The organism is Arcicella sp. LKC2W (assembly GCF_034931005.1).
In the GTDB taxonomy this organism is placed as follows: domain Bacteria; phylum Bacteroidota; class Bacteroidia; order Cytophagales; family Spirosomataceae; genus Arcicella.
In genome coordinates, this window is the sequence record NZ_JAYGIN010000011.1 from 272,543 (window position 1) to 282,653 (window position 10,111).

Sequence of the window (10,111 nt, forward strand, 5' to 3'; positions counted from 1 at the left end):
ATAAAATTAGACTAAGAATTGGACTGACCAAACAGATTTACACCGAAAAATTGAAGTAAAATCATAACTCCGTTAAGGGATTAATCTGTTTTATCCGACATATCTATGGTCTAATTTTATTCTACGACAAAGAGTTGAAAATTCCGTAATGAAATACAGAGAGATACCCAAAAACAGGATAGATGTTCATGAGCAATTATAAAATCAAGAAATGATTAACAAAATTTGGGAGGTTGCCAAATAGAAGAAAGGTACGAAGACGTTAAAAAAGTTGGTTGATAACCATTGACAATTTTAGCTTCAATAAAAGGACTTAATACTGGAAATATAAGATTTTGAGTAGGTAAATCGGCTGTAAAAGTAGCATAATTCATGTGAAAATGTGATTTGAACGGCAGTTTCATATCCTTTTCATAATCGGCATATTTTACATCATCTTCTGCATAGTGCATACACAAAAACTGCCAAAGGGTTAAGTTGTTGTTTTGTTCTTTATGCTCAATGAAATGCTCTATCAAAAAGGGTAGTTTCAACGTCTGGTACAATTCAGTCGTTGAAAACATATAAATGATAAGAAGCGATATGGCAACATATTTTTTCACATCGCAAAGATATAGATTTATTTGTTTGAGTGTGCTTTACTTGTCTTATTTCATTAATTTGCGACCTTGAAATTCTAAAAGAAAACATGAAAATTCTGCATACTGCCGATTGGCATTTGGGTAAACGACTTGACACTTTTCCACGATTGGACGAACAACGAGAGGTTTTAGAAGAAATTTGCGAAATAGCAGACCGTGAAGCCATTGAGGTGGTCATTGTGGCAGGTGATTTATTTGATAATTTTAATCCTTCATCTGAAGCAACCGAACTTTTATATACCACTTTACACCGTTTGTCTGACAATGGTAAACGGGCAATTATTGCCATTGCAGGAAATCACGATTCTCCAGAAAGAATTGAAGTTCCCGATGCTTTGGCTCGTGCTTGTGGAATTATTTTTGTGGGTTATCCGAACACTGAAACAAAGTCTTTTTGCACGCAAGCAGGCGTGGAAATCACCAAAACAGACAAGGGTTTTGTGGAATTAAAACTTCCCGAAAGTCCTTTTCCTTTACGCTTAATATTGACTCCGTATGCCAACGAATTACGCTTAAAAAAAGATTTAGGGGCAGAAGAGTCAGAAGAGGCATTAAGAGTTCATTTACAAAATCATTGGCAAGAATTAGCCGATAAATATTTTGATAATCAAGGCGTTAATATTTTGGCAAGTCACCTCTTTTTCATGAAAAAAGGAGGCGAACAACCAGAAGAACCCGATGATGAAAAACCGATTCTGCATATAGGTGGAGCATCAGCCATTTACTCTGAAAATATTCCCGCACAAACGCAATACGTAGCTTTGGGACACTTGCATCGCTACCAAATTATTGATAAAAATCCATGTCCTATTGTGTATTCAAGTAGCCCTTTGGCGTATAGTTTTGCAGAAGCAAATCAAACAAAATTTGTGGTTTTGCTAAATGCAGAACCCAACAAACCCATTGATTATCAACCCATTGCTCTAACAAAAGGCAAAAAACTTTTGCGTGGAAAGTTCTCCGATATCGACGAAGCCGTAGCTTGGTTGGAAGAACACATCAATGATTTAGTTGAAATCACGATTGTGTCTGAAAGTTATTTGGAAGTAACCGACAAAAGACGTTTGCAGGAAGCTCATCAAGGATTAATTCAGATTATTCCAGAGATAAAATCACAAGACACAGACACCCAATCAGGTATCCAAATTGATTTGACAATGGGTATGGAGGAGTTATTTTCTAACTATTTCAAACAACATAAAATCGGGAAAGGACAAGAACCTTCAGAGGGTTTGATGGCGATATTTAGAGAAGTGCAGGGGGAAGAGGATTGAAAATAGAATTTCGATAAATCTCCTATTTTCAAGAGTAATTTCTTATATTTGTTTACCTAAATTTTTGATAAATGTCACCTATTAATGAAGTAATTGACAAACTTACAAACTCAATTGAGAATGTAAAATCAGGGGAAAGTTTTAGGACTACCATATTGCCTTTTTTACCAAATGACAAAGGGTTTTCAAAAGGAAAATGGAAGTTTGATTGGACTAAAGAATCGACAGAAATACAAAGACAAATTTTCAAATTAGTCACATTGGAGAATCCATCCATCATTCATGGATTAATAAGCATTGAAGACAAAGGCGACCTTATTTATATGCACCTTATTGAAAATGCAAAATTTAATAAAGGGAAAGAAAAAACGTACTATGGAGTAGCTGGAAATTTGGTAGCATTTGCTTGTAAAACTTCATTTGAAAAAGGCTATGATGGATTCATTTCCTTTACTTCAAAATCAAAATTGATTGAACATTATAAAAAATCATTAGGAGCAAAAATATTCATGGGAAATGTAATGATAATTGACACTCCTGAATCATTTAGGCTCTTTAAAAGATACTTCCCAGATGAAAACTAACATTGATTTTAAAAAATTATCTATGGCTGACTTGGACATAAATGGAAATTTTGAGCCAATCACGAAAGAAATAGAACAGGCATTATCTGAGTTTTTGAAAAATAGAAAGAAGACTAAAGGCTCTACATCGAATAACGATAATAAGGTATTAGTTAACGTATAATCATCGTAAAAAAGTAATAAGTCCGTCCTTTCTCTTTGTGATGAAGGACGGATTTATTTTATAAACCCCTATTGTCTGACAATAGCACATTTATAATTTCAAACAAAATGATACCTAAATACCTAAAAATCAAAGGATTATACTCATACAAAACTGAACAAGAAATTCATTTTGACCAACTGACGGAGGCGGCTTTATTTGGAATTTTTGGCTCGGTGGGTAGTGGAAAATCATCTATTTTGGAAGCCATTACTTTTGCTTTGTACGGAGATACCGAACGCCTAAACAACAAAGGCGATGACCGTACTTACAACATGATGAACCTTCGTTCGGATGATTTAAGTATTGATTTTGAGTGTTTGGCAGGAAAAGATGCTCAACATTATCGCTTTTCGGTTCGGGGAAAACGTAATTCAAAAAACTTTAAAGATGTAAAAACTTTTGAACGAAAAGCGTACTTAAAACTCAATGACGAATGGAGTCCAATTACGTCAGAAGATGTAGCAGAAAAGGTTATTGGACTGAGTTATGAGAATTTTCGTCGAACGATTATTATTCCACAAGGGCGTTTTCAAGAATTTATTGAACTTAGAGATAATGACCGAACCAAGATGATGAAGGAGCTTTTCAACTTGGATAAGTACGATTTGAGTCGAAAAGTAGGCAGCCTGAATACTAAAAATAAATTAACGCTTTCAAATTTAGAAGGTCAATTAGTGTCATTGGGAGATGCTACGCCCGATATGGTGGCTCACGAAGAGTTTCATTTAAAATTGGCACGACAAGAAATTAAAGTTCTATCTGAACAATTGGAAGTTGAAAATGAATTTGATAAAGCCCTCACCGAACTACGACAAGCCACTGAAAAAATACAAATCCTTAATAGTCAAGTAATTGACTTGGAGGACAAAAAAGATTTTTTTACTCAAAAAGAGGAAACACTAAAAATTTACGAAATCTGTTCAAGACAATTCAAGTCTTTATTGGAACTAAAAAAGTCGAATAAAGTGGTTTTTGAACGAAATCAGGAGGTTTTTCAGAAAAACGAAAAACAACTTATTGCTATTGAAAAATTGTTAATTGATGATAAACTAAAACTTGAATTATTACGCCCACAATACGACCAAAAGGAAAGCCTTCTAACGGAAGCCAAAGAGTTAGAAATTATCATTGAAATACTGGAAAACCAAACGCAATTAAGCAAAAAATCAGGGGCAATTGAACGGGGTTTAGAAAAACAAAAAACGAAAGAAACAGCGTTAGCTTTATTGAAAACTCAAAAGCAAAATTCAATTTTAGAAAACGATAAATTAAAATCAGAATTACCTAATATTCAAGAATTTAGCTCTATCAAGACATGGTTTAACGAAGCTGACTCTTTACAAGAAATCAAGAAAAAAACGCATGAAGAAGCAGGAAATTTACAGAAAGAATTAGTCAAGCAACAAGACCTTAGAACTGAGAAAATTTCAGCTATCAATCAACATTTTTCTTTAGAAATTCTAACGGATTGTACCACTGAAATCGTAGAAAATGCGTTTACTGATTTATTGAAAAATGCTGAAAAAGAGCAACAAATTCTGACGGAAAAATTAGAAAATCTTAACACACAAGCCGTTTTACAACAGTACGCAACCGACTTGAAAGACGGTGAAGAATGTCCTTTATGTGGAGCAATTCATCATCCTGCGTTGTCACAAAATGGACATGATTTTAAACAAGAAATACAAGCTATTAAGGCTCAAATTAGTGATTTCCAAAAATTGCCGTCTCGTGTACGTGCTGCCCAAATGCCTGTTGAAAAGATTTTTTCTGAAATTTCAAACTTAGAAAAAAACAAAACTGTCATTAGAAATAAGTGGGATGAAATAAAGGCAAAAATTGAAAATCATGAGCAGCTTTTCATCTGGGAAAAGTTTGACAAATCTGACCGTGAAAGCTTTGAAAAAACATTCAATTCTATTACAATTTTACAAAAACAAATTACTGATAATGAAATACTTATCAAAAATTTAGACGCAAAATTCGAACAAGAAAGCCAAGCTAAAATCAAAGATATTGATACACCTTTATTGAATTTACAAAATGAGATTTCTGGTTTAAAAATCACGATTGAAACGTTAAGTAAGCAACTTCGTAAAGTTCAATTTCAAGATTATGAAAATCTGTCGAAAGAAGATGTTTTGTCGAAAATAAAATCGCTCAAAAATCAATATGAAACCTTAAAAAGTGATTTTGAAACAACACAGAAAAAAGTAGCAGAGTTTGAACAGGAGAAAAATGTCATTGCTGGTAGTCAACAAGCATTATCGGAAGTATTAAAAGAAGCCCAAAGTGAACTCAAAAACACGCAAGAACAAATTGAAAATCTGTTAGTTATCAACAATTTCGATTCTGAAAATAAAATATCCGATATTCTCCAAGAAGCATTAAATATTGATGCTGAGCGTCTGGAAATCGAGAATTATAAAGCTACATTAAAAAACCTGACCGAGCAATTACGAACGTACCAAAAGGATTATGCTAATTTGACGTATGACTTTGAAAAACATAAAGCTGTAACTGATAAAATTGTAGATATTAACACCAAATTAAATGCTCAAAGGCAAGAAGAAGGTAGAATTGGGGGGCTTTTAAAGAAGGCTCAGGAAGATTTAGCGAAAAAAACTGAATTACTAAAAGAGCAAGAAAAACTCAAAATCCGTGAGCAACATTTGAGTGATTTGGCAACGCTTTTTCGTGGAAATGGCTTTGTTGATTTTGTTTCGAGCGTACATTTGCAGAATCTTTGTAATGCTGCCAATGTCCGTTTTCATAAAATGACTCGCCAACAATTACATCTTGAATTGGGTGAGGACAATAGTTTTTGGGTTCGGGATGTACTAAATGGCGGACGTTCAAGGCTTTTAAAAACGCTTTCGGGTGGACAAAAATTCCAAGCAGCTTTGTCGTTGGCTTTGGCTCTGGCAGATAATATTCACACATTGACGGAATCTAAACATAATTTCTTCTTCTTAGATGAAGGTTTTGGTTCACTCGATAGAGAGTCATTGCAAGTGGTTTTTGAAACCTTGAAATCTTTGAGAAAAGAGAATAGAATTGTAGGAATTATCTCACACGTTGAAGATTTACAACAAGAAATTGACCGATATTTAACCATTCATAATGATGAGGAATTGGGAAGTTTAATCTCGGTCAATTAATCCCCAAAAATTAATATTCATGAATATCCTAATTTTCCATAATTCAGTATTGCCTGTTAGTAAATATGGAGGTACAGAACGTATAATTTACTGGTTGGGTAAACAATATACTCAAATGGGGCATCGAGTTACTTTTTTGGCACAAGCCAATTCGCAAAGTGATTTCGCCGATATTATTGTCTATAATCCCACCTTGTCGGTTGACTCGCAAGTACCTGACGATATTGATATTGTTCACCTCGACCATACGCCTGTTCATCCGCTTCGTAAGCCGTACGTCGTGATGATGCAGGGAAATCCGAGTTTTGATTTAGATTGTGATTTGAATACTATTTTCGTTTCTAAAAATCAGGCAACTCGTTATGGTTCAGAGGCTTTTGTGCATAATGGTTTATATTTACCTGACTACGGCAAACCAACTTTCACCCAAAAAAGAACGCATTTACACTTTTTAGCAAAGGCAGCTTGGCGACTAAAAAACGTAAAAGGAGCCATTGAGTTAGCCCGAAAAACGAACAATAAATTAGCCGTTTTGGGCGGTACTCGACTGAATTTGAAAATGGGTTTTCGCTTTACGCCCTACCCGAGTATTAAATTTTACGGAATGGTTGGTGGCGAAGAGAAGAATCAATTATTGAACAATTCTAAGGGTTTATTATTCCCTGTTTTGTGGCACGAACCTTTTGGAATTGCCCTAATTGAGAGTTTATACATGGGTTCGCCTGTGTTCGGAACGCCGTATGGTTCTTTGCCCGAATTGATTACACCTGAAGTTGGTTTTTTGTCGAATAGCAAGTCGGAATTAATTACGCAAATCAATGATATTGAGCGTTTTGATAACAAAAAATGTTCGGAATATGTAGCGGATAATTTTACTATCAAACACACGGCTGAGGCATATTTGAAGTATTATGAGGTGGTGATGAATGGAAAAACTATCAACCAAAAGCCGCCAAGAGAAATTGAAAAACCTGATAAATTTTTGTATTGGGGAGAGTAGAAGAACGGTAGTTGATTGGTAGGGGCGAATAGCATTCGCCTAAAATAGGTAAAAGACCAAATAAAAAAGGGCGAATACTATTCGCCCCTACTGAATATCTTTGTTTGTCAACAACAATAAATCTACTTAACTTCAAAAACGCCCTCTCCTATTCTATAACCTTCGGCGTAAAGCTCAATGATGTGTTTGCCTTCTTTGTACGACAAGCCACGACTATAAACAAATTCTACTGATTGATGAGAATTGTCGTAGATAATCTTCTGCTTTGCCGTGTAGGTCATTTCTTTATTTTTGTAATTAAATGTTCCCGAACCCGTTGCCATATCAGCAATTGTTGCTCCTGACGGGTCGATAATTCGGAGGAAAATTGTTTTTGCTTCACGAGTTGTCACTTGATTTTCTTGCAAATAAAACGTGATTCTTACTTTATCAACTCTTTTGGAACGATAAACGCCTCCTTCACTTTCCTTACCTTTTGTCGAAATTGCATAAATATTAATACTTTCAGCCCGTAAAGCAGCCGCTTGAGATACTTTTTCGTTCAACTCACGGTTACGAGCTTCTACTTCTTTAGCACGGTCGGCTAATTCTTTTTGCTTGATGGTAAAATTCATTGCAGAGTCACTCAATGCTCTTTGGGCATAAGAAATGCCTTCCAATAAATTCTGTGTTTCTTTACTCAATGAGTCATTTTTGGCAACTAAAATTCCATTTTCTCTACGCAATTTGCCTAATTCTACATCTTTCTGACCCAATAAAATCATATATTCTTTGATTTTCGATTGATATTTTTTCACCGAAAATCCTTCCATTTTCTGTAAAGATGCTTTGTCTGCTTGCAATTGTTCTTTTGCACGCATCAATTCCTCCACATTGCCACCGAGCTTTCTAATTTCTACAATTTTACTATTCAATTGGTTTTCGATTGAATCCAATTTTGTGTTAGCTTGTAATAATTCTTTAGCTTGTAAAGTAGTAATCTCTTCAGCTTTATGGTTATTCTGGCGTTCACGAACATATAAAAAACCCAATGCCAATGCCAAAAGTCCTAAGACCGCCACGGCAATTTTTAGTTTATTTTCGCTTTGTCTATTCGGATTGTACTCCATTTCAGATTTTTTATATTTAATGGGTCGTGTTAATTTAAAACGCTTTTTCTTGTCTTTTATTTAAAAAAATAATCCACGAACAATGTTTAATTTTACAAATCTAAGTTATTGCAACTGATAACGCAAAAAATTGTAACGATGAACTAAACCTTATGAGTTATCGGTAATTTAATTTAGATTATATTTCATAAAATTTTGTAATTATTTAAGCTGTCATAATTTAGAAATTTCTTAATTTTTCCATCTAAAAAACAGAAAGCTGACTGCCAAGAGCCAATGGCTTCAAAATAAATTTATCAATGAATATAGCAGAAAATATAGAAAAAATCAAGGCTGAATTAGCAGGTACTTCTGCCCGATTAATTGCCGTTACAAAAACCAAACCTTTAGAAGACTTACAAGCTGCTTACGATGCCAATTGTACAATTTTTGGTGAAAATAAAGTCCAAGAAATGGTGCAAAAATGGGAGGTTTTACCCAAAGATATTGAGTGGCATTTAATTGGACATTTACAATCCAATAAAGTGAAATACATGGCTGAATTTGTGGCGATGATTCATTCGGTAGATTCTTTAAAATTATTGCAAGAAATAGACAAACAAGCCTCAAAACATAACCGAATTATTGATTGTTTACTGCAAATTTATATCGCCCAAGAAGAAACCAAGTTTGGATTATCAGAAGATGAAGCTCGTGAAATTTTGGATTCTGAAGAATTTAAAGCCATGAAAAATGTTCGTGTCGTTGGATTAATGGGCATGGCAACCAATACCGACGACCAAGAGCAAATCAGATTAGAATTTAGAAGTTTAAAGACTTTCTTCGAAACATTGAAATCAGCATATTCAGTAAGTGAAACCCTCCAATTCCGTGAAATTTCAATGGGAATGTCGGGTGATTTTATGATTGCTGCCGAAGAAGGTTCAACGCTCGTGCGAGTTGGTTCTGCTATTTTTGGAAGTCGATAATTTAGTAAATAACCATTTTTATGAACATCAATACGATAATGCCACTAACTCAAAATTATTTCTGTTGCTTTGGGGAAGTTCTTTGGGACTTGCTACCATCTGGCAAACTTCCTGGAGGAGCTCCCATGAATGTTGCCACACATTTACAAAATTTAGGAACTCCGTCGGTAGTCATAAGTCGGGTTGGAAATGATGAATTAGGCGATGAAATCAAGGCATTTTTGCAGGAAAAAAACTGTACGCTCGATTTCGTACAAACTGACGAAACGCATCCAACAGGAAAGGTAAACGTCTTTTTATCCGAAAAACACGAAGCCACTTATGAAATCGTTCATCCAGTAGCATGGGATTTTATCAGTATTTCCCCCGAAATAATCGACTTAGTAAAAAATTCAAAAGGATTAATTTTTGGAACATTGGCTTGCAGAGATACACGTACTAAAAATACCTTGTTAGCCTTATTAGAAGTTGCCCCGCTAAAAATTTATGACGTTAATTTACGTCCTCCTCATTACACACAAGCATTGGTAGAAACGTTTTTACACCAAACTGATATTGTTAAAATGAATGAAGATGAATTAGAAATTATTACGAATTGGTATGGATTTACGGAAGGTAGTGACGAGCAAAAACTCTCAAGATTGAAAGATAAATTTGCTTTACAAACGCTCATCGTAACGCAAGGTGGCGACGGTGCTATGGTTTTGGCTGCACAAGGTTTTTATAAGTCAAAAGGCTTCAAAGTAACGGTAATGGATACAATTGGTAGTGGAGATTCATTTTTGGCAGGTTTTCTCACTAATTATTTGGCAGGAAAATCAATTGATTATGCACTCACTTATGCCTGTGCTTTAGGTGCTTTGGTGGCATCACACAAAGGAGCAAATCCACCAATTGAGGAAGTTGATATTTTGGAATTGGTTACTGGTTATTAGTTACTGGGGATTGGTTACTGGAGATTGGTTACTGGTTAATTAGTTACTGGGGATTGGTTACTGGTTATTAGAAATTGGTTGATTCGTTACTGGAGATTGGTTACTGGTTAATTGGTGTCCCGTCCTAAAATAGGTTGACTTTTTTGATTATTTGTAAACTTAGAAAAGTCCAAGTTGTTGTCCAAATTTTTGTTTGTTAATTGTTCTTTCATCGACGTAAATATTCATTTTAAC

At 34.7% G+C, this 10,111-nt stretch carries 9 protein-coding genes; 7 read left to right on the forward strand and 2 right to left on the reverse strand.

Annotated features, from left to right (window positions below):
- Nucleotides 1-215 precede the first annotated feature (215 nt).
- Nucleotides 216-602 (reverse strand): hypothetical protein, encoded by a 387-nt coding sequence (locus tag VB796_RS10820; RefSeq protein ID WP_323346552.1) that lies wholly within the window; start codon nucleotides 600-602, stop codon nucleotides 216-218.
- 86 nt (nucleotides 603-688) lie between these two features.
- Between VB796_RS10820 and VB796_RS10825 the strand changes: the two genes are divergently transcribed.
- The 5 genes from VB796_RS10825 (at nucleotide 689) to VB796_RS10845 (ending at nucleotide 6,865) form a co-directional block, all read left to right on the forward strand.
- Nucleotides 689-1,915: an exonuclease subunit SbcD gene (locus tag VB796_RS10825; protein WP_323346553.1), complete on the forward strand. Its 1,227-nt coding sequence runs from the start codon at nucleotides 689-691 to the stop codon at nucleotides 1,913-1,915.
- Between the two features lie 71 nt (nucleotides 1,916-1,986).
- Nucleotides 1,987-2,499 (forward strand): hypothetical protein, encoded by a 513-nt coding sequence (locus VB796_RS10830; protein WP_323346554.1) that lies wholly within the window; start codon nucleotides 1,987-1,989, stop codon nucleotides 2,497-2,499.
- Nucleotides 2,489-2,662, forward strand: coding sequence for a hypothetical protein (locus VB796_RS10835; protein WP_323346555.1), 174 nt, complete (start codon nucleotides 2,489-2,491; stop codon nucleotides 2,660-2,662). The genes VB796_RS10830 and VB796_RS10835 overlap by 11 nt, the downstream gene beginning before the upstream one ends.
- 107 nt (nucleotides 2,663-2,769) lie before the next feature.
- Entirely contained in the window at nucleotides 2,770-5,865 is a 3,096-nt protein-coding gene (locus VB796_RS10840; RefSeq protein WP_323346556.1) for an SMC family ATPase, read from the forward strand.
- Nucleotides 5,866-5,884: 19 nt separating this feature from the next.
- Nucleotides 5,885-6,865, forward strand: coding sequence for a glycosyltransferase (locus VB796_RS10845; protein ID WP_323346557.1), 981 nt, complete (start codon nucleotides 5,885-5,887; stop codon nucleotides 6,863-6,865).
- 122 nt (nucleotides 6,866-6,987) lie between these two features.
- On the opposite strand, the gene VB796_RS10850 is transcribed toward VB796_RS10845, so the two are convergent.
- A complete protein-coding gene (locus VB796_RS10850; RefSeq protein ID WP_323346558.1) occupies nucleotides 6,988-7,974 on the reverse strand; it encodes a hypothetical protein in 987 nt (328 codons plus the stop codon).
- A gap of 299 nt (nucleotides 7,975-8,273) precedes the next feature.
- Here VB796_RS10850 and VB796_RS10855 point away from each other — a divergent pair, with 299 nt between their 5' ends.
- Together VB796_RS10855 and VB796_RS10860 are read left to right on the forward strand one after the other, a co-directional pair.
- A complete protein-coding gene (locus VB796_RS10855) occupies nucleotides 8,274-8,942 on the forward strand; it encodes a YggS family pyridoxal phosphate-dependent enzyme (protein ID WP_323346559.1) in 669 nt (222 codons plus the stop codon).
- A 20-nt stretch (nucleotides 8,943-8,962) separates the two neighbouring features.
- Nucleotides 8,963-9,877, forward strand: coding sequence for a carbohydrate kinase (locus tag VB796_RS10860; RefSeq protein WP_323346560.1), 915 nt, complete (start codon nucleotides 8,963-8,965; stop codon nucleotides 9,875-9,877).
- Nucleotides 9,878-10,111: the final 234 nt, after the last annotated feature.